Annotated in this window: 26 protein-coding genes and 2 pseudogenes; 17 read left to right on the top strand and 11 right to left on the bottom strand. The window is 63.8% G+C overall.

Annotated features, from left to right (window positions below; all coding sequences use genetic code 11):
- Window positions 1–207: 207 nt before the first annotated feature.
- Window positions 208–423, top strand: a complete 216-nt coding sequence (locus tag B7X30_RS07030; protein WP_286730026.1) for an alpha/beta fold hydrolase — start codon at window positions 208–210, stop codon at window positions 421–423.
- A gap of 27 nt (window positions 424–450) precedes the next feature.
- On the opposite strand, the gene B7X30_RS07035 is transcribed toward B7X30_RS07030, so the two are convergent.
- Window positions 451–1,275, bottom strand: a complete 825-nt coding sequence (locus tag B7X30_RS07035) for an IclR family transcriptional regulator (RefSeq protein WP_286730027.1) — start codon at window positions 1,273–1,275, stop codon at window positions 451–453.
- A 347-nt stretch (window positions 1,276–1,622) separates the two neighbouring features.
- On the opposite strand from B7X30_RS07035, the gene B7X30_RS07040 reads away from it, so the two are divergent.
- From B7X30_RS07040 to B7X30_RS07065, 6 genes are read left to right on the top strand one after another with little or no spacing between them, the layout of a single operon-like run.
- Complete coding sequence (locus B7X30_RS07040; protein WP_041608407.1) at window positions 1,623–1,862, top strand: hypothetical protein; 240 nt, start codon at window positions 1,623–1,625, stop codon at window positions 1,860–1,862.
- Between the two features lie 13 nt (window positions 1,863–1,875).
- Window positions 1,876–3,060 carry an acyl-CoA dehydrogenase family protein gene (locus B7X30_RS07045; protein WP_286730028.1) on the top strand — a complete coding sequence of 395 codons (1,185 nt, stop codon included), beginning with the start codon at window positions 1,876–1,878 and terminating at the stop codon, window positions 3,058–3,060.
- 11 nt (window positions 3,061–3,071) lie between these two features.
- Window positions 3,072–4,196, top strand: coding sequence for an acyl-CoA dehydrogenase family protein (locus B7X30_RS07050; protein ID WP_286730029.1), 1,125 nt, complete (start codon window positions 3,072–3,074; stop codon window positions 4,194–4,196).
- Between the two features lie 19 nt (window positions 4,197–4,215).
- Window positions 4,216–5,334, top strand: coding sequence for a zinc-binding dehydrogenase (locus B7X30_RS07055; protein WP_286730030.1), 1,119 nt, complete (start codon window positions 4,216–4,218; stop codon window positions 5,332–5,334).
- Between the two features lie 38 nt (window positions 5,335–5,372).
- A complete protein-coding gene (locus B7X30_RS07060) occupies window positions 5,373–6,257 on the top strand; it encodes an SDR family NAD(P)-dependent oxidoreductase (RefSeq protein WP_286730031.1) in 885 nt (294 codons plus the stop codon).
- A complete protein-coding gene (locus B7X30_RS07065) occupies window positions 6,254–7,246 on the top strand; it encodes an NADPH:quinone oxidoreductase family protein (protein ID WP_286730032.1) in 993 nt (330 codons plus the stop codon). Before B7X30_RS07060 ends, B7X30_RS07065 begins: the two co-directional genes overlap by 4 nt.
- Window positions 7,247–7,306: 60 nt before the next feature.
- Here B7X30_RS07065 and B7X30_RS15715 read toward each other — a convergent pair.
- A pseudogene (locus B7X30_RS15715) lies at window positions 7,307–7,378 on the bottom strand (RbsD/FucU domain-containing protein); the annotation flags it as partial.
- Window positions 7,379–7,412: 34 nt separating this feature from the next.
- Here B7X30_RS15715 and B7X30_RS07070 point away from each other — a divergent pair.
- The 4 genes and pseudogenes from B7X30_RS07070 to merA form a co-directional block, all read left to right on the top strand.
- Window positions 7,413–7,691: pseudogene (locus B7X30_RS07070) on the top strand (MerR family transcriptional regulator); the annotation flags it as partial.
- Between the two features lie 183 nt (window positions 7,692–7,874).
- Window positions 7,875–8,240, top strand: a complete 366-nt coding sequence (merT, locus tag B7X30_RS07075; RefSeq protein WP_013123235.1) for a mercuric ion transporter MerT — start codon at window positions 7,875–7,877, stop codon at window positions 8,238–8,240.
- Between the two features lie 16 nt (window positions 8,241–8,256).
- Window positions 8,257–8,535 (top strand): mercury resistance system periplasmic binding protein MerP, encoded by a 279-nt coding sequence (gene merP, locus B7X30_RS07080; RefSeq protein ID WP_156052629.1) that lies wholly within the window; start codon window positions 8,257–8,259, stop codon window positions 8,533–8,535.
- A gap of 93 nt (window positions 8,536–8,628) precedes the next feature.
- On the top strand, window positions 8,629–10,299 hold the full coding sequence (merA, locus tag B7X30_RS07085; RefSeq protein WP_286730033.1) for a mercury(II) reductase: 1,671 nt from the start codon (window positions 8,629–8,631) through the stop codon (window positions 10,297–10,299).
- Window positions 10,300–10,352: 53 nt separating this feature from the next.
- On the opposite strand, the gene B7X30_RS07090 is transcribed toward merA, so the two are convergent.
- A complete protein-coding gene (locus tag B7X30_RS07090) occupies window positions 10,353–10,817 on the bottom strand; it encodes a hypothetical protein (RefSeq protein WP_286730061.1) in 465 nt (154 codons plus the stop codon).
- 286 nt (window positions 10,818–11,103) lie between these two features.
- Here B7X30_RS07090 and mutS point away from each other — a divergent pair, with 286 nt between their 5' ends.
- Complete coding sequence (mutS, locus tag B7X30_RS07095) at window positions 11,104–13,656, top strand: DNA mismatch repair protein MutS (protein WP_286730060.1); 2,553 nt, start codon at window positions 11,104–11,106, stop codon at window positions 13,654–13,656.
- 6 nt (window positions 13,657–13,662) lie between these two features.
- Here the strand turns inward: mutS and folE2 are convergent, their stop codons facing one another.
- The 3 genes from folE2 to B7X30_RS07110 all read right to left on the bottom strand — a co-directional run bounded on the left by folE2 (window position 13,663) and on the right by B7X30_RS07110 (window position 16,262).
- Window positions 13,663–14,451, bottom strand: a complete 789-nt coding sequence (folE2, locus tag B7X30_RS07100) for a GTP cyclohydrolase FolE2 (protein WP_286730034.1) — start codon at window positions 14,449–14,451, stop codon at window positions 13,663–13,665.
- A 247-nt stretch (window positions 14,452–14,698) separates the two neighbouring features.
- Window positions 14,699–15,499, bottom strand: coding sequence for a metal ABC transporter permease (locus tag B7X30_RS07105; RefSeq protein ID WP_286730035.1), 801 nt, complete (start codon window positions 15,497–15,499; stop codon window positions 14,699–14,701).
- Window positions 15,492–16,262: an ATP-binding cassette domain-containing protein gene (locus tag B7X30_RS07110; protein WP_286730036.1), complete on the bottom strand. Its 771-nt coding sequence runs from the start codon at window positions 16,260–16,262 to the stop codon at window positions 15,492–15,494. The genes B7X30_RS07105 and B7X30_RS07110 overlap by 8 nt, the downstream gene beginning before the upstream one ends.
- A 101-nt stretch (window positions 16,263–16,363) precedes the next feature.
- On the opposite strand from B7X30_RS07110, the gene B7X30_RS07115 reads away from it, so the two are divergent.
- Window positions 16,364–17,311, top strand: coding sequence for a zinc ABC transporter substrate-binding protein (locus B7X30_RS07115; RefSeq protein ID WP_286730037.1), 948 nt, complete (start codon window positions 16,364–16,366; stop codon window positions 17,309–17,311).
- Between the two features lie 4 nt (window positions 17,312–17,315).
- Here the strand turns inward: B7X30_RS07115 and dxs are convergent, their stop codons facing one another.
- From dxs to B7X30_RS07135, 4 genes are read right to left on the bottom strand one after another with little or no spacing between them, the layout of a single operon-like run.
- A complete protein-coding gene (gene dxs, locus B7X30_RS07120) occupies window positions 17,316–19,229 on the bottom strand; it encodes a 1-deoxy-D-xylulose-5-phosphate synthase (protein ID WP_286730038.1) in 1,914 nt (637 codons plus the stop codon).
- Window positions 19,230–19,269: 40 nt separating this feature from the next.
- Complete coding sequence (locus B7X30_RS07125) at window positions 19,270–19,770, bottom strand: disulfide bond formation protein B (protein WP_286730039.1); 501 nt, start codon at window positions 19,768–19,770, stop codon at window positions 19,270–19,272.
- A 45-nt stretch (window positions 19,771–19,815) separates the two neighbouring features.
- Window positions 19,816–20,796, bottom strand: coding sequence for a polyprenyl synthetase family protein (locus tag B7X30_RS07130; protein ID WP_286730040.1), 981 nt, complete (start codon window positions 20,794–20,796; stop codon window positions 19,816–19,818).
- Window positions 20,783–21,049 carry an exodeoxyribonuclease VII small subunit gene (locus B7X30_RS07135; RefSeq protein WP_013105782.1) on the bottom strand — a complete coding sequence of 89 codons (267 nt, stop codon included), beginning with the start codon at window positions 21,047–21,049 and terminating at the stop codon, window positions 20,783–20,785. Before B7X30_RS07135 ends, B7X30_RS07130 begins: the two co-directional genes overlap by 14 nt.
- Window positions 21,050–21,181: 132 nt before the next feature.
- Between B7X30_RS07135 and B7X30_RS07140 the strand changes: the two genes are divergently transcribed.
- The 4 genes from B7X30_RS07140 to B7X30_RS07155 all read left to right on the top strand — a co-directional run bounded on the left by B7X30_RS07140 (window position 21,182) and on the right by B7X30_RS07155 (window position 24,262).
- Complete coding sequence (locus tag B7X30_RS07140; protein ID WP_286730041.1) at window positions 21,182–22,288, top strand: aromatic ring-hydroxylating oxygenase subunit alpha; 1,107 nt, start codon at window positions 21,182–21,184, stop codon at window positions 22,286–22,288.
- A 97-nt stretch (window positions 22,289–22,385) separates the two neighbouring features.
- The gene (locus B7X30_RS07145; RefSeq protein WP_286730042.1) at window positions 22,386–23,249 is read left to right on the top strand and encodes a sulfurtransferase; all 864 of its coding nucleotides are present in this window, start codon (window positions 22,386–22,388) and stop codon (window positions 23,247–23,249) included.
- 118 nt (window positions 23,250–23,367) lie between these two features.
- Window positions 23,368–23,802: a universal stress protein gene (locus B7X30_RS07150; RefSeq protein WP_013105778.1), complete on the top strand. Its 435-nt coding sequence runs from the start codon at window positions 23,368–23,370 to the stop codon at window positions 23,800–23,802.
- Between the two features lie 25 nt (window positions 23,803–23,827).
- Entirely contained in the window at window positions 23,828–24,262 is a 435-nt protein-coding gene (locus B7X30_RS07155; protein WP_276709924.1) for a universal stress protein, read from the top strand.
- 25 nt (window positions 24,263–24,287) lie between these two features.
- Here the strand turns inward: B7X30_RS07155 and B7X30_RS07160 are convergent, their stop codons facing one another.
- Complete coding sequence (locus B7X30_RS07160) at window positions 24,288–25,271, bottom strand: dienelactone hydrolase family protein (RefSeq protein ID WP_286730043.1); 984 nt, start codon at window positions 25,269–25,271, stop codon at window positions 24,288–24,290.
- Window positions 25,272–25,333: the final 62 nt, after the last annotated feature.

Consider the following 25,333-nt stretch of genomic DNA (forward strand, 5'->3'; position numbering starts at 1 on the left):
CGGAATCACCGGTCACGTTCCCGGAATCCTCCCGCTCACCTTCGCCGGGCTATCGGTCACGTTCCCGGAATCACCGGTCACGTTGGGCCGGAATACTCACTCTACAAACAGGCCTGGAATCGGCCCGGGGCAATGGACGCGATGCTCAACTATTACCGCGCATCTCCCTTGGTGCCGCCCACTGCCGGGCAGGCTGGAGCAGCGGGCTTGAAGCTTGACCCTGAGGATTTTCTCGTGCCCATGCCCACGCTCGACATTTGGGGTGAGCAAGATCAGGCGCTGCTGCCCGTGCTACTCGAAGATCTTGGAGCCGTGGTGCCCGACTTGCATATTTACCGTGTGCCGGGTGCTTCGCACTGGGTGGTGCATGAGGAACCCGATGCGGTTGAGGCCGCCATACGCAGTTTTCTGGCGGCAACCTGAGCTGCTACTTGCTCAGGTCGAACTGACTTAGCGGGTCGCCAAACCTTCCAGATGCTGCACTATGGCGAGGAGTTTTGGGCGCACCTCATTGAGCAGAAAATCGGGTGTCAACTGGAACGCCGGGCCACCGCAATTCATTGCCATTAGCGGCATGCCATTGCCGGGGTCAAAACCCACGGCGATGGCGTTCACGTCTGGCTGCCAGTCGCCGAACGAGCAGGCCACACCGAGGTTGCGATAGTCGCTCAGCGCCCTGTCGATACCGCGCTTGAGCGTCGGCCACGCCAACTCATCAAGCGCAGCGAGGTCGTCGAAAATGGCCGCACGCTCACGCTCGCCAGCCACGGCAAGGTAAGCGCGCCCCATGGCCGTGGTGGCAATAGGGATACGCGAGCCCACGTCCAGACTCAGGGTCAGCGCCGAAACGCTGCGGCAGTTTTCCACGTAAATCAGCGAGAGCCGATCGCGGGTTCCCAGCGACACCATACCCTTGGATGCATCGGCCAGTTCCTGCATCAGAGGCCTGGCGATTTGGCGAATGTCCATGCGTGCCAGTACCGTGCTGCCCAGCGATAGCGTCGCGGCCCCGAGTCGGTACTTGCCGCTGTCTGCGTCTTGCGTCAAGTAGCCCAATCGCGTGAGCGTGTAGGTCAGGCGCGAAACCGTGGACTTGGGCAGCTTGCAGCGCTGGGCGATATCCAGATTGCCTAGCGCCTTGTCGCGTGAGCGAAAGCTCGACAGCACCTCCAGGCCGCGCGCTAAGGCAGTGACGAACTGCCGCTCGTCCTTGGGTACGGTGTCGCCAGGGGCTGCTGCCTGGATTGACTCGGTGTTGATGCGGCGCGCGTTCATGAGCTGTGTCGGTGTTGTGCTGTTTTGATAGTCGTTGCCACGCCGAGCGGTGTCTGGTGATCAGAGTCATCGCGCACGAAGCATCGTCGAGTGCATCGTGATGAACTGACCCCAGCCTTGACACGCCGGAAGGCAAGTCGAACAATCGACATCATATTTCACGGAACATTATTCCGCACAGCAGTTTTTACATTGATTCGACTTTCATCAAATTTTCATACTTTTTTATGGTCAGCCCGCCATTTTCATGGGGACGATTCCTTGCAGCTGGAGTTGCAAATCTCGGTCGACAAGCGTGCTGTGCATGGTGCCGCGCCCGAGTTTTGTGCACGAGAACTTGCCCCAAGATGTTGCAGGCCGTCCGCCATGAAACCAACGACCCTGGGCTGTTCCACGCCTTTGGCGACATGGGATTGCCGGATTCCCCGCTACCGCCAATTTACGGCAAGGCAAAAATCGGCTCTTTCGGCCTGTCGGAGATTGAATACGGCTCCGATCCTGACGGCCTGCAAACTCGCACACAAGAAGAGATGCACGCACTAATCCAATGGTGCGCGCAGACCGGCATTCAGGCATTTACGACCTAGACAGGTACGCCAGATGAACATGGATTTCGAACCCGATTTCACTCCGGAATACGCACCGTTTCGCGCTGAAGTTCGTGCATTCCTGCATGACAAACTGCCCGCATCGCTACGCCACAAGGTTCTGCATGGCTTACGTTTGAACAAAGACGATTTTGTTCTCTGGCAACGCATCCTCCACGCCCATGGATGGGGCGCGCCCAACTGGCCGTTGCAGTATGGCGGCACCTCGTGGAACGCCGTGCAGCAAGCCATTTTCGATGAGGAATGTGCCCGGGCCGGAGCGCCGCGACAACTGCCATTCGGCCTCAAGATGCTGGCCCCTGTACTGATGCGTTTTGGTACGGAGACGCAGCGCAAGACGCTGCTACCTGGCATTGTCAGTGGAGATGTGTGGTGGTGTCAGGGCTATTCCGAACCAGGCGCTGGCTCGGATCTGGCATCGCTCAAAACCCGCGCAGTGCGTGATGGTGACGACTATATCGTTACCGGCCAGAAGACCTGGACCACGCTCGGGCAATACGCAGACTGGATGTTCTGTCTGGTACGCACCGACACGGAAGCCAAGCCACAGCAGGGTATTTCCTTCCTGCTGATCGACATGCGTTCGCCCGGCGTCAGCGTGCGTCCCATCATCACTCTGGACGGTGAGCACGAGGTGAACGAAGTCTGGCTCGACGCGGTGCGCGTGCCCGTGGCCAACCGTGTCGGCGATGAAAACCAGGGTTGGACCATTGCCAAATATCTGCTTGGGCATGAGCGCAGCAATATTGCCGGAGTCGGCATCGCCAAGCGGGAACTGTCGCGGCTGAAAGATCTGGTAGCGCGTGAATCGAAGCCAGGGAGAACGCTGCTGGATGATCCGCTGTTCGCGTCACGCATTGCCCAACTGGAGATCGACCTGTTGGCGCTGGAAATCACGCAACTGCGCATGCTGCAACGCGAAGGCCCACCCGGACCGGAAAGCTCGATGCTCAAGGTGCTGGGCAGTGAGTTGCAACAGCGTGTGGCTGAGCTGCTGATGCACGCCGCGGGTCATCGCGCCCTGTCCTTCGAATTCCAGACGCCGGATTCCGGGAACAAAGGCGAGGACGAGAGTGGCAGGCTGGCCGCGCAATACGCCAATTGGCGCAAGCTTTCCATCTTTGGTGGCAGCAACGAAATTCAAAACGGCATCCTGGCGCGTGCGCTGGGCCTGTGAGGAGGCGCACCATGCAGTGGCACGCAACGGAACAACAAAGCCAACTGGCTGACGCCCTGGAGCGCTTCATGCAGCGCGACTACAGCTTCGAACAGCGCCGCGCGCTTGCGGCTGGCGCGGGTTTCAGCCCGCAGTCCTGGGCCCTGCTGGCCGAGCTTGGCATAACCGCGCTGCTGGTGCCCGAGACATTTGGCGGCCTGGGCGCAAGTGTGCAGGATGGCTTGCATGCGCTGCAGACTCTGGCGCCGGCGCTACCCTTGGAGCCCGTGGTCGCAAGCAGCCTTCTAGCAACGCATCTGCTCAGCGGGTGCAGCGAGACGGCAGCAGCGCGTGCCTGGTTGCCGCGTATGGCTGAAGGCCGAGCGATTGCCACGCCTGCGCACTTCGAAGCCGAGCATGGCTTCGCCACCGAGCAACCGCAAACCCAGGCGCGACACGACGGCGATGGCTGGCTGCTGCACGGCGCCAAGAGTTTGGTGCTGCAAGCGCAGTTTGCCGATGTCCTGCTGGTCTCGGCAACAGCTGGTGATGGACAAATGGCTTGGCTCGCAGTGGAGCCAGGCAGCAGCGGCGTGCATCTCCGCGCCTATCCCCTGCTCGACGGCCAGCGTGCCGCCAACGTGACGTTCGACGGCGTGCGCCTGCCTGCTGCAGCCCGCATCGACCGGCCCGGCCAGGGCGCTGCGCTATACGGCGCCATGCGCGATGTCTGGCTCGCCGCACTGTGCGCCGAGGCCGTCGGCATCCTTCAAGCCACGCTGGACGCCACTGTGACTTACCTCAACACACGCCAACAATTCGGCCAGCCCATAGGCCGCTTTCAGGTGCTGCAACACCGCGCCGTGCGCATGTGGATGGAGCTTGAGCAGGCACGATCCATGGCCTTGCTTGCCGCCGATGTCTGCACACAGGGCGACGCCGTGCACCGCACCCGACTTCTGGCGGCCGCTAAAGCCCGTGTCGGCCAGGCTTGCAGCTATGTGTCGCAACAGGCCGTGCAATTGCACGGCGGCATGGGCATGACCGACGAGATGCAGGTAAGCCATTGGTTCAAGCGACTCACCGTCATCGAACTCTGGCTGCACGATAGCGACAGCCATTTGCAGCGCTACGCCAACAGCCTGCGCGCAGCCTGACGCACTCTGGAGTCCAGCCATGCCCGTACGCAATGCCCGCGCCGTTGTCTGCCGTGGACCGGATCGGCCGTTTGAAGTTGAGACCATCCACGTCGAGCCGCCGCGCCGCAACGAAGTCACCATCCGCCTAGCCGCTTGTGGGGTGTGCCACAGCGACCTCTCGGCGACGAATGGCACCATTCCCATGCCGCCGCCTTTGGTGCTGGGGCACGAGGGCGCAGGCGTCGTCGTCGAGATCGGCGAAGGCGTGACCGAGCTTGCCGTTGGCGATTCCGTGGTGACTTCCTTCGTCAGCATGTGTGGCCACTGCCGCTATTGTCAGACCGGTCGGCCGCAATTATGTGATCAGGCTGCCAGAACCTTGACCACGCTGCCCGATGGCAGCGTACGCAGCTTCGACACGGACAACCAGCCGCTTTCGGTGTTCTCAGGTTGCGGCGTGATGGCCGAATTCGCCACACTGCATGTTGACAACGTGGTGAAAATCGACGCTGCCATGCCGCTGGAACCAGCCTGTTTGATTGCATGTGGCGTGATGACTGGCGTGGGCGCGGCCTTCAACACCGCGCGGGTGGAGGCCGGCTCCAGCGTGGTCGTGTTTGGCTGCGGTGGTGTGGGTTTGAACGCCATTCAAGGCAGTTCCATCGCAGGAGCCGCAAGCATCATCGCCGTGGACACCATGGCGCACAAGCTTGAATTCGCCCGCCTGTTCGGCGCCACGCACACCATCGACGCCAGCACCGATTCGAATGTGGTCAAGATCATCAAGAAGCTCACAGGCGGCGGCGTGGACTACGCCTTCGAGTGTGTCGGCTTGGGAGTGCTCGTCGCACAAGCCTACGCCAGCTTACGCAAAGGCGGAACTGCCGTGGTGGTCGGTGTGGCGGCGCAGGCCGACACCACCAGCGTGCGCACCGCCAGCCTGACCTTTGAGGAAAAAACCCTCACCGGCAGCATGTATGGCTCGGCGCGACCGCGCCAGGACTTTCCGCGGCTGATTGCGCTCTACCGCAGCGGACGGCTGAAGCTCGACGAACTCATCACCCAGCGCTACACCATCGAACAAGCCGCGCAAGCCTTCGCCGACTTGCAAGCCGGGCACAACGCCCGTGGCGTCATCGTGTTCGACCCCGACTGAACGTCAGGCTGCTCCTGAAACCCACTCACAAAACCACCATGCAAATCTACCAAGACAACATTGCTGTCATTACCGGGGCCGCCGGTGGTATTGGTCTCGCCCTGGCGCGGCAGGCGGCCAGGCGCAATATGAAGCTGGTGCTGACCGACCTCGACACCGAACGCTTGCACCACGCTGCAGCGAGCCTCGACCTGCCGCCCGAGCGCCTGCTGCTGCAGGCCGCCGATGTCAGCCGCGAGGCCGATGTGGCAGCCCTGGCCGATGCCAGTTTTGCCCGCTTCGGCGCTGTGCACCTGCTGTGCAACAACGCTGGCGTGGGCTACAGCCGCTTGACCACCGAGCACAGCACCGCCGACTGGGAATGGGTGCTGGGCGTCAACCTGATGAGCGTGGTTCACGGCATTCGCCATTTCGTGCCGCGCATGCAACGGCAAAGCGAGCCCAGCCATGTGGTGAACACCGCCTCCGCAGCAGGCTTGGTGTCCAGTCCCGGCATGGCGGCCTACAACGTGAGCAAGCACGGCGTGGTCACCTTGTCGGAAACCTTGTATGCGGAGCTTGCCGAGCAGGCATCGCAAGTCGGTGTCTCGGTGCTTTGTCCGGCCTGGGTACCCACCGGCATCAACCAGAGTGCGCGCCACCGCCAGCCGCGTTTCGGCACCGAACCCGAGTTGACGCCGCAATCGGCCGCCTATGCCCAGCGCATGGCCCAAGCGGTGCAGTCCGGCAAGCTCACGCCTGACGACATTGCGGGCATCACCTTCGCGGCCATAGAGCAAGGCCAGTTCTACATCGTGCCGCACCGCAAAATTCTGCAGGCGGTGGAGTTGCGCGCTCAGGATATGGTGCTGGGCCGCAACCCCACGCCACTCACCCCGCCTGCCGCGTCCACGCCAAGCGAGGCAGCGGAGGCGTCACGATGAAAGCCTTGCTCTGCACAGCCTATGGCCCGATTGATACCTTGCGGCTGCAAGATGCCCCCGATCCAGCGCCGGCAGCTGGCGAGGTGGTGGTTGCAGTGCGTGCCTGCGCACTGAACTTCCCTGATGCGCTCATCGTCCAGGGCCTTTACCAAGCCAAGCCTGCCCTACCTTTTTCACCCGGCGCCGAGTTCTCCGGAATCATCCTCCAGGTGGGCGCAGACGTGACGGCCTACAAACCTGGCGATGCCGTCATCGCCTTCGCCGGTCACGGCGGCCTGGCCGAGCGCTGCGCAGTGGATGCGCAGCGCATCATGCCTTTGCCGTCCGGCATGTCGTTCGAGCAGGGCGCGGCGTTCATGCTGACTTACGGCACCTGCATCCATGCGCTTAAAGACGTCGCACAGTTGCAACCCGGCGAGACCTTGGCCGTGCTGGGTGCGGGTGGCGGCGTGGGGTTGGCCGCAGTTGACATTGCCAAGGCCATGGGCGCGCGGGTGATCGCCGCAGCTTCGAGCAAGGCCAAGCTGGAATTGGCGCAGCAGCATGGCGCTGACACGCTGCTGGACTATGCCAGCGAGGACCTGCGCCAACGCCTGATGGAACTGACAGACGGCAAAGGCGCCGACGTGGTGCTGGATCCTGTGGGAGGCGTTTACGCCGAAGCCGCGCTGCGCGCCACGGCTTGGCGTGGCCGCTATCTTGTGGTGGGTTTCGCTGCGGGCGACATTCCCCGCATCCCACTGAATCTGGCGCTACTGAAGGAGCGCCAGATTCTCGGCGTGTACTGGGGCGAGGCCTTGCAGCGCAACCCCAGGCAGCATGCCGCCAACGTGCGGCAATTGCTGCAGTGGTTTGTGGCTGGGAGTGTGCGCCCGGAAATCACGGAACAGCTGGGTTTGGAGCACGCCACACAAGCCCTTCTGCGGCTCAGCCAGCGCGAGGCAAAGGGCAAGATCGTGGTGCGCATCGTGGCCGAATCCAGGGTCTGAATCAACAGCCGTTCGGCATTTGAGGTTAGGTTTCATTCGCCCCTCAGAGCCGCACCCCTTTTTGAGAATAATGCAGCCATAGGGGCGCAGCTCTCCAGTCGCAACGATCGCAAAGGCTACACGCGATCGCACTTAGAAAGCATGACGATCAATCGGAGCCAAGATGATGCAACTTAATTCAAATGGTTTGACCATCGGCGCCGTCGCCAAGGCGGTCGGCGTCAACGTCGAAACCATCCGGTTCTACCAGCGCAAGGGCTTGCTGGGTGAACCCGAGCGAACCCAGGGAAGCTTCCGTCATTACGGGCCCGGTGACGTTGCCCGCCTGCGTTTCATCAAATCGGCCCAAGGTCTGGGCTTCAGCCTCGACGAGATTGCCGGTTTGCTGCAGCTCGATGACGGCATGCACTGCGACCAGGCGCGTGAGCTATGGCTCCATGTCCTGCCCCCTGATCGACGCGCTCCACGGCGAGGTTCACGATCCCTGAGCAGCCAGGTTCCAGCGGCCGTGCGTCGGGCTGAACGGCAAAGGCCATGCCGCCTTGTCAACCAAAGCGCGATGCTGCTTGACTCCGTACTTTGGTACGGCTCTACAGTGCCGACATCGTCCACTCCATGGAGTTTCGGCATGTCGCAATCCAGACCACCACACGCGCCCACCGGGCGCGGCGCGCTGTTTGCCGGCGGGCTCGCGGCCATCCTGGCCTCGACCTGCTGCCTGGGCCCGCTGATCCTGCTGTCGCTGGGCATCAGCGGCGCGTGGATCGGCAACCTCACCCTGCTCGAACCGTATCGGCCGATTTTCATCGGCGCGGCTCTCATCGCCCTGTTCTTCGCCTGGCGCCGCCTGTTCAGAGCGCCTGCAGCCTGCAAACCGGGCGAGGTCTGCGCCATTCCCCAGGTCAACGCCACCTACCGGCTGCTGTTCTGGATCGTCGCCGCGCTGATCGTCGTGGCGCTGTCGTTTCCCTATGTCGCTCCCCTGTTTTATTGAATCGAAAGGAATCCACATGAACAAGCTCCTGACTGCTATTGCCGCCGCCTGCGTTTTCAGTGCCCCTGCCTGGGCTGCAGAGCAGACCGTGACCCTCGCCGTGCCGGGCATGACCTGCGGGGTCTGCCCGATCACCGTGCACAAGGCGCTGACCGCCGTTCCCGGCGTGGAAAAAGTCAGCGTGGATGAGATGAAAAAAGACGCCGTGATCACCTTCGACAATGCCAAGACCAACGTCAAGACCCTGATCAAAGCCACCACCGATGCGGGCTATCCCTCGACGGTCGTGCAATAAGCCGTCTGTGATGAGCCGATCGCGCTTTGCTGCGGCCACAGCGCACGCGACCGGCCGATCTGAACCGGCCCCCTCCAACCCGAAGAGAAGCCCATGGAAATCCTGAGCATCAGCGGCATGACCTGCAACGCCTGCGCCGCCCACGTCAAACACGCCCTGGAAACGCTGCCGGGCGTGAAATCCGCGCAGGTGTCGTACCCGCAGGGGATGGCCGAAGTCGTGGCCGATGACTGCATTTCGTTCGACGCGATGGCTGCGGCCGTGGCCAAGGCCGGCTACGCGGCGAAGCAGGCGGATCGCGCGCCGTTGCCGTCGCACGGTTCAACCGACTCGGCCCGTTCTACCCCTCCTGCCCGCGCTGACGCCAGCGGTCTGCGCATCGCCGTCATCGGCAGCGGCGGCGCGGCGATGGCTGCGGCGATCAAGGCGGCCGACAGCGGCGCGCACGTCACGCTGATCGAACGCGGGGTGATCGGCGGCACCTGCGTCAACGTCGGCTGTGTGCCGTCCAAGATCATGATCCGCGCAGCGCACATCGCCCATCTGCGCCGCCACAGCCCATTCGACGCCGGCATCCAACCTTGTACGCCCACCATCCTGCGCGACAGACTGCTCGCGCAGCAGCAGGCGCGGGTGGATGAGCTGCGCCACGCCAAGTATGAAAGCATTTTGGACGGGCAGCCCGCCATCGCGACCCTGCGCGGCGCCGCCCGGTTCCAGGACGACCGAACGCTGGCCGTGACCCTGCACGACGGCAGCACACGCCAGGTGAGCTTCGACCGCTGCCTCATCGCCACCGGCGCCAGCCCGTCCATTCCTCCGATTGCGGGACTGAAGGCCACGCCGTACTGGACGTCGACCGAGGCGCTGGAGGCCGATACGATTCCGCCGCGCCTGGCGGTCATCGGCTCATCGGTCGTCGCGCTGGAGCTGGCCCAGGCCTACTCCCGCCTGGGCAGCCAGGTCACCCTGCTTGCGCGCAACACCCTGCTGTCGCGCGACGACCCGGCCATCGGCGAGGCGTTGACCGCCGTACTGCGCGAAGAGGGCCTCACCGTGCTGACTCACGCCCAAGTCAGCGCGGCAGCCTACGCCGACGGCTGCTTCGCGCTGAGCACGAACCAAGGCGAGATCCGCGCCGAGCGCCTGCTGGTGGCCACGGGCCGCGCGCCCAACACCGCGGCGCTCGATCTGCACGCTGCAGGCGTGCAATGCGATGCGCACGGCGCCATCGTGGTCGATGACCACTTGCGCACCAATGTGCCGCACATCTACGCCGCAGGCGACTGCACCGATCAGCCGCAATTCGTCTATGTGGCCGCAGCCGGGGGCACGCGTGCGGCCGTCAACATGACCGGCGGCGAGGCGACGCTCGACCTCTCGGCCATGCCGGCCGTGGTGTTCACCGACCCGCAAGTGGCCACGGTGGGACTGAGCGAGGCGCAGGCGCAGCGACAAGGCATCCAGACCGACAGCCGCACGCTGAGCCTGGACAACGTCCCCCGCGCCCTGGCCAACTTCGATACGCGCGGCTTCATCAAGCTTGTCGCCGAGGCGCAAAGCGGACGCCTGCTCGGCGTCCAGGCGGTGGCCGCCGAGGCAGGCGAACTCATCCAGACGGCTGCGCTCGCCATTCGCAACCGCATGACGGTGCAGCAACTGGCCGATCAGTTGTTCCCCTACCTGACCATGGTCGAAGGCCTGAAGTTGGCCGCCCAGACCTTCACCAAGGATGTGACACAACTGTCATGCTGCGCGGGGTGAGCCGATCGAAGCAGAGACCTTGCCCCTGTTCGACATAGTCCAAAGCCACCTGGTTACGCGGCTTGTTTTGACTGGCCCGCGTGCCAGTTTGCTTCGAACTTCATCGGGCTGACCCACAGGCTCTCGGTCGGCAGATGATCCCAGCCGTTGCCCTTGCGACTCATCGACCAGCTTCGCGCGCTCTTTGGACTTGAGTTTGCCGCGGAGCGCCGAACGCCACCCATTTGGCGTGGTCTGCGGAAGATCGCCGGAATCCGGGCGGTGTTCCAGGCCGCCCTCAATTCCTTGCAGGATCGCCGCCTGCACTGGGATGTGGTCGAATCGCTGAGATGAACTGATGCGACCTTGCGGGTGACTGTGGCGGCATCGAGGTCGGCAATGCCTGCAAGCATCAAATCGAACGTCCGACGAATCTCCACCCTCCCCTTTTCGGCTCGATTCTTGATGTGCTCTCTCAGATAGATATCGCAAACATCGCGTACCGTTGGGCTCTGGCATTTGCCCGGTGTTGGCGCCATGAGCTTTCCCGGAAAGAGCATGAGAGCAGCGCGCGCCAAACTCCATAATCGGCACAGAAGTCAGCGTAAGTTTTTCTGGGAGGAGAAATTTTTGGCGTAACTTTTTTATCAACGCCCAAAAAGCTACGCCTGAATCATTAGTGCAGAGATGTTTCGCAGGTCGATGTTCCGATTTCTCAGGCTCTCGCCACGCGCTCGATATGCTGAAAACACCACTTATTAACAATAACTTAGAAAATTTTATCAAGGAAATCAATTGAGTAGCATTTCCGCGCACACACCGCTGATGCAGCAATACCTGCGCATGAAGGCGGAGCATCCCGGCACGCTGCTGTTGTGTCGCATGGGCGATTTCTACGAACTGTTTTACGACGACGCTGAGAAGGCCGCGCGGCTGCTCGACATCACGCTGACCCGGCGCGGTCAGTCGGCGGGCGAGCCGGTCATCATGGCTGGGGTGCCGGCGCAGGCGCTCGATGGCTATCTGGCCAAACTCGTCAAGCTCGGTGAGTCAGCGGCGATCTGTGAGCAGATCGGCGATCCGGCGCAGGCCAAGGGGCTGGTCGAACGCCGTGTGGTGCGGGTGGTCACACCGGGCACGCTCACCGAACAGACGCTGCTCGACGACAAGCGCGACGCCATTCTGCTGGCCATTGCGCCGCCGAAAACGGCGCGTGGCGAATGGGGGCTGGCGTGGATGGCGCTGACCGGCGGCGGCCTCACCCTGGCGCAGTGCGAAGCGGCCGCCCTGCCCGACTGGCTGGCCCGCATCGCGCCTGCCGAGGTGTTGTGGCCGCAACACCAAAGCCTGCCGAACGAACCTCGTTGGCCCCATACGACCGAGCGACCGGAATGGCATTTCGACGCCGCGCTCGGTCTGCGCAAGCTCTGCGCGCAGCTGCAGGTGGCGCATCTCGACGGGTTCGGCGCGCAAGCCCTGGGCGCGGCACACGCCGCCGCTGCCGCCTTGTTGACCTACGCCGAGCAGACCCAGGGTGGCACGCTGCCCCTGCTGGCCGATCTGCGCGTTGAGCGAGCCGAACACAGTCTGCGGCTGGACGCCGTGGCCCGCCGGAATCTGGAGATTCTGCAACCCTTGCGCGGCGAAGACAGCCCCACGCTGCTTTCCCATCTCGACAGTTGTCAGACTGCGGCGGGCAGCCGCCTGCTGCGCGACTGGCTGCAGGCGCCACCGCGTGACGCCAACGTCGCCCGCGCGCGCCACGCCGCTTTGCAGGCACTGATCGACGGCGACTTGGCGGCATTGCGTGGCAGCCTGCGCGGCATGGCCGATCTGGAGCGCATTGCCGCGCGCATCGCGCTGAAGCAGGCCAAGCCGCGCGAACTGTCGGCGTTGCGCGACGGCCTGCAGCGCCTGCCTGCACTGCGTCGCCAGGCGGCCGCGTTCGAGCGCTGCGCCTTGCTGCAAACCATTGATGCGCAGCTTGATTTGCCGCCCGAACCCGCCGCCTTGCTGCAACGCGCCATCGCGGCCGAACCCGCGCTGAATCTGCGCGATGGCGGTGTGATCGCGGCCGATTTCGATGCCGAACTCGACGAACTCCGCGCCATCGACACCGACTGCGGCAGCTTTCTCATGGAGTTGGAACAGCGCGAGCGCGCGCGCACCGGCATCGCCAATCTGCGGGTGCAATACAACAAGGTTCATGGGTTTTTCATCGAAGTCACCCACGGCCAAACCGACAAAGTGCCCGACGACTACCGTCGCCGCCAGACGCTCAAAGGCGCAGAGCGCTACATCACCCCGGAACTCAAGGCTTTCGAGGACAAGGCGCTTTCCGCGCAGGATCGCGCACTGGCACGTGAGAAAGTCTTGTTCGAGGGCGTCATCGAAGCGCTGCAACCCGCGCTGGCCGATATCCGCCGCGCCGCACAGGCCGTCGCCCTGCTCGACACTCTCGCCGCCCTGGCCGAGCGCGCGAGCACCTTCGGCTGGGTCTGCCCCGAGTTCGTCGAGGCGCCGGGCATCGACATCGTGGGTGGCCGCCATCCGGTCATCGAGAGCAGGGTTGACCGCTTCATTCCCAACGATTGCCAGCTCGACGAACAGCGCCGCCTGCTCATTCTCACCGGGCCGAACATGGGCGGCAAATCCACTTATATGCGGCAGACCGCGCTGATTGCCCTGCTCGCCTATCTCGGCAGCTATGTCCCGGCCCGCAGCGCTCGCATCGGCCCGCTGGACGCGATTTTCACCCGCATCGGCGCTTCCGACGATCTGGCCGGCGGGCAATCGACCTTCATGGTCGAAATGGCCGAAACCGCGGCGATTCTGCGGCAGGCCAGGCCCCACAGCCTGGTGTTGATGGACGAGGTCGGGCGCGGCACCTCCACTTTCGACGGCCTCGCGCTGGCCGCGGCCATTGCGGCGCAGTTGCACGACCGCAACCGCAGCCTCACCCTGTACGCCACACATTACTTCGAGTTGACGGACTTGGTGCTGCGCCACCCGCAGGCCGCCAATGTGCATGTGGGCGCAGCGGAAACGCCGCAGGGCATTGTGTTTCTGCACGAGGTGCGCGAAGGGCCGGCCAGCCGCAGCTATGGCGTGCAGGTCGCCCAGTTGGCGGGGGTGCCGCCTGCCGTCATCCGCGACGCCCGCAAGCGGCTCGACGCGCTAGAGCGCCAGCATCAGCAACAGGAAGCGCAGCTCGATTTGTTTGCCGCGTCTGCAGAAATCGATGAAGCAGAGCCAGCGCCAGCCCCCACTCACGAAGCGCTAATCGAGGCGCTCGATGACACCGATCCCGACACCCTCACGCCGCGTCAGGCGCTTGAGACCCTCTACCGTCTCAAGGCCTTGCGCGAGCTCGAATGACGCCGCTCAAACCCGCTCGATCAGCGCGTAGGCCGAGTGATTGTGGATGGACTCAAAGTTCTCCGCCTCGGCCACGTAGTGCCCGATGCGCGGATCGGCATTGAGCCGGGCGGCAACATCACGCACCAGATCCTCGACGAATTTGGGATTTTCGTAGGCGTGCTCGGTGACATATTTTTCGTCCGGGCGCTTGAGCAGGCCCCAGATCTCGCACGACGCCTCTTCCTCGGCAATGCGGATGAGTTCTTCCAGCGCCACCGGCTGAAGCAGTTCGGCCGTGATGGTGATGTGCGAGCGCTGGTTGTGCGCGCCGTAATCCGAGATTTCCTTCGAACACGGGCACAGCGATTTCACCGGCACCATCACCTTGGCGGTCAGCTTGAGTTGATCGCCGCGCGCTTGGGCGATCCACCCCGCTTCGTAGTCGAGCAGGCTTTGCACGCCCGAGACCGGTGCGGTTTTGCGCAGAAACAGGGTGAAGGCGAATTCCAGACGCCCCGCCGTGGCATTGAGCTTGGGCAGCATCTGCCGGGTGAGCGCGGCAAACGCCTGCGCGTCCATCGCCTCGGGCATGGCTTCGAGCAGTTCGACGAAGCGCGACATATGCGTGCCCTTTTTCTCGGCGGGCAGCGCGACGTCGGCCGTTACCTGGGCGATGCTCGGGTGAATGCTGCCGTCGCGCAGACGCACATTGAGCGGATAGCGCAAGCCCTTGACCCCGACCCGCTGGATCGCGATATGGCGCTCGTCCACAGTGCTCTGGATATCCGGAATGGCTTCAAAGGGTTTGTTCATGGGATGACGGGTGGGGCTGCGCCGATGGGGTTCGGTATCGCCCGGCCGGAGCATAGTTGAGAAAAGTTCTCGGATTATCCCGGACAGCGCACATCCTTGTCCGGTCTGCGGAAATGGCGGCGCCAGAGGGTGTGAATGAATCCGGCGTGGCCGAGCAGCGCGCCCAAAGGGTTCCAATCAAGGCGCAAAGCACAGCCGTGCCCGTCGGCACGGCGCGCATTTGCAACGCCGAGTGGGACGATTTGGGTCAGCCGCGCTGCGGGAGCACCCGCAGCAGCAGAAACAGCAGCGCCGCCGCGACCACCATGGCGGGGCCCGAGGGCAGGTCGGAATGCAGTGAGGCCAGCAGCCCCAGCAGGACGGCGACAGCACCGATTGCGGCCGCCCCCAGCGCCATCTGCACCGGCGTGCGCGCCAGTCGCCGCGCCGCCGCCGCCGGAATGATGAGCATGGCGACGGTGAGCAAAATACCCACGAGTTTCATCGCCAGCGCGACGAAAACCGCCAGCACCAGCATGAACGCCAGTTGCAGCCATTTCACCCGCCGCCCCTCGACGGCGGCGAGTTCTTCATGCACGGTGAGCGCCAGCAAGCCCTGCCACAGCCAGGCCAGCAAAGACAGGCCCACAACGTCGATCAGAAGAATCCAACCCAAATCCGCCGCCCTGAGCGCCAGGATGTCGCCGAACAGGTAAGAGAACAAATCGACGCGTACGTCCTCCATGAAGGCCAGCACCACCAAGCCCAGCGCCAGACTGGTGTGCGCCAGCAGACCGAGCAGCGTATCTTCGGCAATGCCTTCAGCCGGTTGTCGCCGCGCCAGAACGAGGGCGATGACCACGCTTACCGCGAGCACGCCGATGACCGGATCGAGGTGCAGCAGCAGCCCCAGCGCCACGCCCAGAAAGGCCGAGTGCGCCAGCGTTTCGCCGAAGTAGGCCATGCGGCGCCACACCACAAAGCAACCCAGCGGCCCTGCCAACAGCGCCACGCCCACGCCGCCGATCAAGGCGCGCCAGACGAAATCAGGCAGCAGGAATTCAGTCATGGGGCGTCCGTCCTTCGGCTGCATCGGGCACGATATTGCCGTGCAGATCGTGATGATGATCGTGGTGATGACGATAGACCGCCAGCCCGGCCAGATCGCGCCCGAAAAGTCGCAGGTACTCCGGATGCACGCTGATGTCTTCGGGCCGCCCCACGCAGCACACATGGCGCTCCAGGCAAACCACCTCGTCGGTGGCGGCCATGACCAGATGCAGATCGTGCGAAACCAGCAGCACGCCACAACCGGATGAGTCACGCAGGCGGGCGATCAAGGCATAGAACTCCTGCTGGCCCTGCACATCGAGCCCTTGCGCCGGTTCGTCGAGCACCAACAAATCGGGCTCGCGCAGCATCGCCCGGGCGAGCAGTACCCGCTGCATTTCTCCGCCGGAAAGCGCCCGCAGCGGCCGCCGCAGCAGATCGCCGGCGCCGTTCTCTGCCAGCCGCTGCTCGCGCTGCGGCTCGGTACTCGGGCCCGCCAGACGCAGAAAACCGTCCACATCCATCGGCAGGCTGGGCGGCGGGGTAAAACGCTGCGGCACATAGCCCACGCGCAGCCCGCTACGCCGCCGCACGACGCCGCGATCCGCGGTCATCAAGCCGAGCAGCACGCGCACCAAGGTGGTCTTGCCCGCACCATTTGGGCCGACCAGCGTCACGATCTGACGCGGCAGCACGCGCAGGCTGACGTCGGTGAGCAGGGCGTGACCGTGACGTTGCACATGGATGCCCTCGAGGGCGATAAGGGGTTCTGTGAGAGACAAGGGCGTTATTTTCTGTTGCAAGTGTTATATTGTAACTAATTACTTTCTCCACGTCATCGTTCAAAATGATCTTCCTACGACGCCTCTTATCCCTTTCGGCTTTGATCGCTGCAACCCTGACCCCGCTGGGGGCGCAGGCTGAAACGCCGCGGGTCGCGGTGAGTATCAAACCCGTGGCCGATCTGGTGGCGGCCGTCATGGCCGGGGTGGGCAAACCCACGGTGCTGATTCCGCCGGGAAATTCGCCCCACACCTATGCGTTCAAGCCCTCGGAGCGGGCCAGCGCCGAACAGGCGCAGCTTCTGTTCTGGATCGGGCCGGACGTCGAGCCTGCGCTGATCAAGATCACCAAGGCGCTGCCCAAATCGACCCAGGTGGCCACGCTTTCCACCCAGCCCGGCATGGACTTGTTGCCCGCGCGCACGGGCGGCGACTGGGAACGCAAGCGCCCTGCCCCGAAGCTGGCGGTGTCGCACGACCACGGCGACGAGCATGAACACAGCGACGAACATGACCCGATGCACACCGGCAGCTTCGATGGCCATCTCTGGCTGTCGCCCACCAATGCCAAGGTCATCGTGCGCACCGCGGCCCGCGCGCTGGCAGCGAAAGACCCGCAACATGCGCCGCAATACCAGGCCAATGCAGAGCAGGCGGTGCAGCGCATCGATGCCATGACGGCGGAACTCACCGCGCAACTCGCCCCGGTCAAAAGCAAGCCCTTCATCGTGTTTCACGACGCTTATCAATACTTCGAACATGCCTTCGGGCTGCGTGCGGTCGGCTCGATTCTGGTCAGCCCCGACGCCATGGCCAATGCGCGACGCGTGAGTCAGATGCGCGACAAGATCAAGTCGCTGGGCGTGGTCTGCGTGTTTGCCGAGCCTCAGTTCGAACCGCGTCTGGTGCAGACCTTGATCGAGGGAACCCAGGCGCGAATCGGCACACTCGACCCGCTTGGCGCCAAGGGCCCGCTGGGCCTGGAAGGCTATACCCAGCTGATGCGCAATCTGGCGAATAACCTCGGCCAGTGCCTCGGCACACCGTGAGGTTTTATTCGTTGGCCGCGCGCTGACGTCCAGCCGGGCTGAGCAAGGCGCCAAAGCGTTTGCGCACGCTCGCGGCAATGCCCGCGGCGTCCAGCCCGATGTCAGTGGTGATTTGCGCGGGGTCGCCATGTTCCAGCCAGGCGTCGGGCAGACCGAGGTTGAGCACCGGAATCTCAACGCCCGCAGCCTGCAGTGCCTCCAGACAGGCCGAGCCCGCCCCGCCACTGACCACCCCTTCTTCCAGGGTGACCAGGGCATCGTGGCTGCTTGCAGCGGCCAGCAGCGCCGCCGTATCGAGCGGTTTCACAAAGCGCATATTGATCACGCTGGCGTCGAACTCTTCAGCCGCCTGTAGCGCGGCGTAGAGCACCGGGCCGAAAGCGAGTATGGCGATGCGCTGTCCCGGCTTGGCGGCACTGGCGCGCCGCGGCTGCGATTTCCCCCAGGGCAATTCGGTGAGCGAGGTCTGCACGGCCACGCCAGCACCGCTGCCGCGCGGGTAGCGCACGGCCGCAGGACCATCGTGGCGGTAGGCCGTGGTGAGCAGTTGCCGGCATTCGTTTTCGTCGGCCGGGGCGAGCACGCTGAGATTGGGCACGCAGCGCAGGAAGGGGATGTCGAAGGCGCCGGTATGCGTCGCCCCGTCCGCCCCCACCACACCGGCCCGGTCCACCGCGAACATCACCGGCAGATTCTGAATGGCCACATCGTGAATCACCTGGTCGTAGCCGCGCTGCAGGAAGGTGGAGTAGATCGCCACCACCGGCTTCATGCCTTCGCAAGCCAGACCGGCAGCAAAGGTGACTGCGTGCTGCTCGGCAATGCCGACATCGAAATAACGCTGCGGAAAGCGCTCGGCGAACTCAACCAGGCCGGAGCCCTCGCGCATGGCCGGCGTGATGCCCACCAGACGCGCGTCGGCCTGCGCCATGTCGCACAGCCACTGGCCGAACACCTGAGTGAAGGTGGGCGCCTTGCCCGGTTTGCCGGGCGCCAGCCCCACAGCCGGATCGAACCGTCCAGGCCCGTGATAGGCCACCGGATCGGCCTCGGCCAGCTTGTAGCCCTGCCCCTTCTTGGTCACCACATGCAGCAGGATGGGGCCGTGCATGTCGCGCAGATTGTGCAGGGTGGGAATGAGCGCGTCGAGGTCGTGCCCGTCGATCGGGCCGAAATACTTCACCCCGAGCTCTTCGAACAAAGGCGAAGGCGCCACCAGCCCCTTGGCATATTCCTCCAGGCGGCGCGCCAGGCCCAGCAAAGGCGGCGCGGCGCTGAGCACCTGTTTGGCGGTGCTGCGCGCGGCGGTGAACAGTCCGCCCGACAGCAGGCCGGTGAGGTGGCGATTGAGCGCGCCCACCGGCGGAGAAATCGACATGTCGTTGTCGTTGAGCACGATGAGCAGATCGGCCTCGGGGTGCACGCCGGCGTTGTTGAGCGCCTCGAAAGCCATGCCCCCCGTGAGCGCTCCATCGCCGATCACGGCGACCACGCGCCGCGATTCGCCTTTGCGCTGCGCGGCCAGCGCCATGCCCAGCGCGGCCGAAATCGAGGTGGACGAATGCGCGGTGCCGAAGGCATCGAACGGCGATTCGTCACGGCGCGGAAAGCCGGATATGCCGCCCTTCTGCCGCAAGCCGCGCATGCCTTCGCGGCGTCCGGTGAGAATTTTGTGGGCGTAGGTCTGATGCCCGACATCCCACACCAGTCGGTCATGCGGGGTGTTGAACACCGCGTGCAGCGCAATGGTCAATTCCACGGTGCCGAGGTTCGACGACAGATGCCCGCCAGTGCGCGACACCGATTGCAGAATGAATTCACGCAACTCAACCGCCAGTTGCCGCAGGTGCGCGCGGTCGAGCGCACGCAGATCTTCAGGCGAGGCGATGCGGTTCAGCAGAGAAAACGTAGCAGTCATGATGGCGAAGCGTGGGACCACGCATGGAGCGGCGCCTGAGTCAGCGTGTTGGGGGAGAAGCGCGACGCCACATCGCGGCGAGCAGCAGGGCAGACGCCAGAACGAATCCGGCCGCGGACCAGAACGGCAGCGCCAAACCGAACACCGAAGGGGTATCGGCGCAAAGCCCATCTGCGCGAAACATCCACGGCGCCCACTGCGTAACCGGCCAGTGGTTGATCACCGCAGCCAGCGGATCGAGGCCACAGAGCTGCCCCGGGTGCAAAACCAGCCAGATATGCCGGGCGGCAAAACCCAGCCCGACAAGGCCGCTGAGCACTCCGAAGCCCAACACGACACGCGCGGCAAGCCGAGCATTCGAGCGCATCAGGCTGATGGCGGAAAGCGAAAAAATCAACACGCCCAGATAAGCCATGCGCTGCAGAATGCACAACGGACAGGGGGCAAACCCCTTGCGCTGCAGCCAGAGCGCCCCGCCCAGCGAGCCCAGCGCAGTGGCTGCAGCGAGAGCCGGGAGCGCGCTAGCGTGGCGTTGATTCATAGCGACTGTCTCTTGAGTAGATGGGGAAATCGAGGTGTGGCCAGGTCAATGCTCGCGCAACACGATCAGATCGGCCAGTTCGCGCAAGCGCTGGCTGGCCGCGCGTTGCGGCGTCGGCAGGGTGTCGAGTGCGGCCTGCGCCTTGTCGCGCAGACCATGCGCCAGCTTGCGCGCGGCATCGAGACCCAGCGCCGAGACGTAGGTGGACTTGTTTTGCTGCGCGTCTTTGCCCGCGGTTTTTCCGAGGGTATGTGAATCGCCGGTGACATCCAGAATGTCATCTACTACCTGAAAGGCCAGGCCCACGGCGTCGCCATAGGTTTCCAGAGCCGTATACGTTTGCGCCGGATGCGCCGTATCGAATCCGCCGCAGGCTGCGCCCATCAGCACGCTGGCCTTGAGCAAGGCGCCGGTCTTGCGGCTGTGCATATGCATCAGATCGTCACCGCTGACCGCGCCTCCGGTCGCAAGAATGTCGAGCGTTTGGCCACCGGCCATGCCGTCAGCGCCGGAAGCCCGCGCCAGCAACGCACACAGCCGCGCCTGCAGCGCCGGGGCGATGTCTGCCTCGGGCGTCAGCACTTCGTAGGCCAGGGCTTGCAAGGCATCTCCGGCCAGCAGCGCCAAGGCTTCACCGAATCGCACATGGGTTGTCGGTTGGCCGCGCCGCAGCACGTCGTCGTCCATGCAGGGCAGATCGTCGTGCACCAACGAATAGGCATGCACCAATTCCACCGCGCAGGCGGCACGGTCGAGCGCCTGATCGTCGGCCTGCACACACTCGCCAGCCGCCCACACCAGCAGGGGGCGAACGCGCTTGCCTCCCATGGCCGCGGCATAGTGCATGGCCTCGTGCAACTGCGGCACCAGCGGATGCTCCGGCGGCACAAAGCGCTCGATCAACTGCTGGGCCCGAGCCTGGTGCTGGTGCAGCCAGTGATCGAAGGAGTGGTTGAGCGGCAGCAAGCCCGGTTCGGTGGAACCCGGTGGCACGCTCTCCAACTGCAGCACCTCAGACACGGTCATCCTCCTCATCGGGTTCCGTGCGCAAGGGTTTGAGCTGCTCGCCATCGAGCACCTGAACCTGCTGCTCCACCGCCTGCAGTTTGCCGCGGCAGAACTGCAGCAGCAGATTGCCACGCTTGTAGGAAGACAGCGTGTCGTCGAGGCTGAGCTGCCCTCCTTCCATGGCCTGCACGATCTGCTCCAACTCGGCCAGCGCCTGTTCGTAGCTGGCTGGGGCCTGATCGGCATGGCGGGCAGTTTTGGCGGCGGGCATCTTGTGGCGAAGGGATGAAAGGCACCCATTTTAGGCGCGGCATCGCGGCTCGGCGTGAAGCATGGACTCTACAATCGGCCGCTGCATTAGGTAGGGGTTCTTTTCAACGAATTGTGGAGGTGCATCGCCATCATGTCCGATCTGAGCATTCGTCTGTCGCAAGATCATTTGCAATTGCCGGTTTCAACCTATTTCGATGACGACTTGTTCAAGCTGGAGCAGGAACAGATATTCCGCTCCGGCCCGCGCTATCTCGGACATGAACTCACGGTACCCAAGATCGGCGACTACGCCGCGCTCGCCCAGGAAGGTGAAGGCCGCGCGCTGATTCACGGGCCTGAAGGCATTGAACTGCTCTCCAACATCTGCCGCCACCGACAGGCCGTGATGCTGCGCGGCATGGGCAGCACGGGCAAGAACATCGTCTGCCCGCTGCACCGCTGGACCTACGGTCTCGACGGTCAACTCGTCGGCGCCCCGCACTTCGAGCAAGACCCCTGCCTGCATCTGCAAACCTACCCGCTGCAGCGCTGGAACGGCATGCTGTTCGAGGACAACGGCTATCCCGTGGCCCAGACCATGGCGCAACTGGCCGTGCTCAAGGAGTTCGACTTCACCGGCTTTGTGCACGACCACACCGAAATGCACGTGTGCAACTACAACTGGAAGACCTTCATCGAGGTCTATCTGGAGGACTACCACGTCGTGCCCTTCCATCCCGGGCTGGGCAAATTCGTCGATTGCAACGTGCTGCAATGGCAGTTCGCGCCGCAGTGGAGCGTGCAGACCGTGGGCGTTCATGAAGGTCTGCAGCACCCGGGCAGCGCGGTGTACAGCAAATGGCATCAGGCGGTACTCAACTTCCGCTCCGACAAAAAGCTGCCCGAACACGGCGCCATCTGGCTCACCCTCTACCCCAACATCATGCTGGAGTGGTATCCGCATGTACTCGTGGTGTCCACGCTCTACCCGCTGGACCCACAGAAGACCCTGAACATGGTGGAGTTTTTCTACCCGGAAGAAATCGCAGCGTTCGAGCGCGAGTTCATCATGGCCGAGCGCGCGGCCTATATGGAAACCTGCGCAGAAGACGACGAGATCGCCGAGCGCATGGACGCTGGCCGCAGGGCGCTGTTCGAGCGCGGTGACGATCAGCACGGCCCCTACCAGTCGCCGATGGAAGACGGCATGCGCCACTTCCACGCCTGGTACCGCGACAAACTGCAGGTTCCAGCCTGAGCGGGCTGCAGACCCTTTCAACCAGCATCGGAAGCCACCGTGCGGGTTTTTGCTTTATGGTTCCGCATTCCCTGCTTCGGAACAGACGCTACGCACCATGTCCTCACACTACACCACCCTGATTACCGCCTCCGAACTGGCCTCACTGCGTGACGCTTTCATCGTCGACTGCAGTCATGACCTCGCCCAGCCCGAAGCGGGCCAGCAGGCCTATGACCAGGCTCATATTCCTGGCGCGATCTTTCTTCACCTCGACCGCGATCTGTCCTCCCCAAAAAGCGGGCACAACGGTCGGCACCCTCTGCCTGATGCCGACGCCTTCGCAGCCCGGCTCGCCCAACTCGGCCTGCGCCAAAACCAGCAGGTCGTCGTTTACGACCGCTCGGGGGGCAGCTTTGCCGTGCGCCTGTGGTGGATGCTGCGCTGGCTCGGCCACGATGCGGTGGCCGTGCTCGACGGCGGCTGGCAGGCCTGGACGGCCGCTGGCGGCGCGAGCGAGGGCACGGCGCCAGCGGCTAGAGCCCCGGGTGACTTCAGCCGCCGCCCCGCGCTGGTAGGCGCCGTGCCTGCGCGCGGTGTGCTCGACAACCTGCACAGTGGCAAGCACCTCGTTCTGGACGCGCGCGCGCCGGAGCGATATGCGGGCGAAGTCGAGCCGATCGATCCGGTCGGCGGGCATATTCCCGGGGCGAAAAACCGCTTCTTCCAGACCAATCTGCAGCCCGACGGCACCTTCAAATCGCGCGAGCAATTGCGCGAAGAATTCACCGCGCTGCTCGAAGACTGGGACCCGCGCGATGTGATCCATCATTGCGGCTCCGGCGTCACGGGCTGCCACAATCTGCTGGCGATGACCTACGCCGGCATGGACGGCAGCCTGCTCTACCCCGGCTCCTGGAGCGAGTGGTGCGCCGATCCCGCACGCCCCGTGGCAACCGGGCGCACACCCGGCAAGGTTTGATCTGCAACAAGCCCGCCAATACATTCGAGGAGCAGCATATGGATAGTGATTGAGGCTTCTGTCCACCGCAATCTCGATCAGTTCACCTACAGCTCACCTACTCTAAACGGAGATCGATATGTATAAAAAAATACTCGTCCCCACCGACGGTTCCGACACCGGGGCCAAAGTGATTCCCCATGCGGTAGCTTTGGCCAAAAGCTGTGGCGCTGCGGTGGTGGGCCTCAACGTCACCGACCCGTATCCCTACTCCGGCCTTGCCGAAACCGTGCCCATCACGGCGGACCAATACCGCGTGCACGTCACGCAAGAGGCGGAAGACGCCCTCAAGCCCCTGCAGGACGCCTGCAAGGCCGCTGATCTGGCCTTCGAGCCCATCATTGCCGAAGACATCCACCCCTGGAAAGCCATGCTCGACGTGGCCAAGGAGCGCGGTTGCGATCTGGTGGTGATCGCCTCCCACGGACGCCGCGGCATGCAAGCCCTGCTATTGGGCAGCGAAACCCAGAAGCTGCTGACCCATTCCACCATTCCGGTACTGGTCCTGCGCTGACCAGCCATTCAAAAGGAGCACTCCCATGTTCAACCATCTACTCTTGTCCACCGACGGCTCAGAGCTCGCGGACAAGGCGCTGCCCTACACCATCGAGCTAGCGAAAAAATTCGGCTCCAAAATCACCGTCTGCTCGGTCATCGATCTGTATCCCTACATCGGAGCGATCGAAGTCATGCCCGTCGGCATGGACCAGTGGCAGGACGAAGTTCGCAAGCAGGCCAATCTGGCGCTGCAGCACATGAGCGAGCGCATCAATGCGGCCGGGCTGAGTTGCGACACCGTGGTGGAAGAAGACGCCCAAGCCTGGCGCGGCCTGCTTTCCGCCGCCGAAAAACAGGGCTGCGACGCCATCGTCATTGCCTCGCACGGCCGCAGCGGCATGACCTCGGCCATGCTGGGCAGCCAGACTTCACGGGTGCTGTCGCATTCCAAACTGCCGGTGCTGGTCGTTCGCTGAAGGCGTAGGCACCCCAAAAACCACCTCAGCCGCTGAGCAGTTTGTCCACCGGAAAAGTCTGCGGAAACCCTCGTTCCGTCTGACACATGCCGTCCTGCGGCGGCTCGTCGGCGGCGGCTACCACCTGGTGCTGACGCAGCCAGGCCAGCGCCCGGTTCCAGCCGTCCTGGGCGTCCTTGGCGTTGTAGCTGGGCCGGTAGTCCGCGTGAAAACCGTGACCGGCGTCGGGATACACCACGATTTCGGACGCCTTGGCCGCAGCGCTGCCGTCGGCAAGCGCCTTGCGCATCTGCTCGACTGATTCCTGCGTAATGCCCTGGTCTTTGCCGCCGTAAAGACCGAGCACGGGCGCCTTGAGTTCCTTGGCGATATCCACCGGGTTCTTGGGCGCCAAGTCAGAAGGCGTGCCGACCAGGCGGCCATACCAGGCCACTCCCGCCTGTACCGGCACATGCGCGCAGTAAAGCCACACCATGCGCCCGCCCCAGCAGAACCCGGTGATGCCGACATGGTCCGCCTTGCCGCCATTGGCCAGCGCCCAGTTTCGGCAGGCATCCAGATCCTGCATCACCTGGGCATCGGGGACTTTGGAGATGACCTTGCTCATCACCTCGGCGATGCTGCCATAGGCCATCGGGTCGCCCTGCCGCACGAACAGATCGGGCGCCAGCGCCAGATAACCCTGATGCGCGAAGCGCCTGGCGACATCGGCGATGTACTCGTGCACCCCGAAAATCTCCGACACCACCAGCACCACGGGCAGATCGGTCTTGCCCTTGGACTGCGCCCGGTAGACCGGAATCTTCTGGCCGCCGGATTCGATCCGCACCTCTCCAGCGAGCAGGCCGTCCGCCGAGGTTTGCACCACGGTCTGCGCGATCACCGGTCCTGCCGCCGCGGCGAAACCCACCCCCAGCGCGGTACGCACGAAATCACGCCGGGACAACTCGCCGTCGGGACGGCCCGGTGCGAGACTTTGGAATTGCGCCTTCAGATCTTCGTTCCACATCGCTGTCTCCTCACGTCGAAATGTGAGCAAATGCTACAGCGCGCCAATCCAGTGATGCAGAT

Origin of the sequence: Thiomonas sp. 13-64-67, from assembly GCF_002282795.1 — a bacterium.
Classification (GTDB): Bacteria; Pseudomonadota; Gammaproteobacteria; order Burkholderiales; family Burkholderiaceae_C; genus Thiomonas; species Thiomonas arsenitoxydans.